We start from the raw sequence: 785 nt of genomic DNA on the forward strand, positions 1-785 counted from the left end.
AACCCGATCGACATCCAGGAGTTCATGGTCATGCCGGTCGGCGCCGAGAACGGCGCCGAGGCGATCCGCATGGGCTCGGAGATCTTCCAGGCGCTCAAGAAGAAGCTCAAGGACGCCGGCCACAACACCAACGTCGGCGACGAGGGCGGCTTCGCCCCCAACCTCGCCTCGACCGAGGACGCGCTGGGCTTCGTCATGAAGGCGATCGAAGCCGCCGGCTATAAGCCGGGCGACGACGTCATGCTGGCCATCGACGCCGCCTCGACCGAGTTCTTCAAGAACGGCAAGTACGAGCTGGCCGGCGAGGGCAAGTCGCTGGCGCCCGAGCAGATGGTCTCCTACTGGGCCGATCTGGTCGGGCGCTACCCGATCATCTCGATCGAGGACGGCATGGCCGAGGACGACTGGGAGGGCTGGAAGGCGCTGACCGACGCCATCGGCGGCAAGGTGCAGCTGGTCGGCGACGACCTGTTCGTGACCAACCCGGCGCGTCTGGCGGACGGCATCCGGAAGGGCGTGGGCAACTCGATCCTGGTCAAGGTCAACCAGATCGGCACGCTGTCGGAGACGCTGGAAGCCGTCGACATGGCGCACAAGGCCGGCTACACGGCGGTCCTCTCGCACCGCTCGGGCGAGACCGAGGACAGCACCATCGCCGATCTGGCGGTCGCCACCAACTGCGGCCAGATCAAGACCGGCTCGCTGTCGCGCTCCGACCGGCTGGCCAAGTACAACCAGCTGATCCGCATCGAGGAGATGCTCGGCACCGCCGCCCGCTTCGCCGG

Annotated in this window: 1 protein-coding gene; it reads left to right on the forward strand. The window is 67.3% G+C overall.

Translation table 11 applies throughout. From position 1 onward, the window contains the following. Nucleotides 1-785, forward strand: a 785-nt coding sequence (gene eno, locus H0B54_RS29355; RefSeq protein WP_188263276.1) for a phosphopyruvate hydratase, incomplete at both ends; no start/stop codon positions are given.

This window comes from Azospirillum tabaci (genome assembly GCF_014596085.1).
Lineage (GTDB): Bacteria > Pseudomonadota > Alphaproteobacteria > Azospirillales > Azospirillaceae > Azospirillum > Azospirillum tabaci.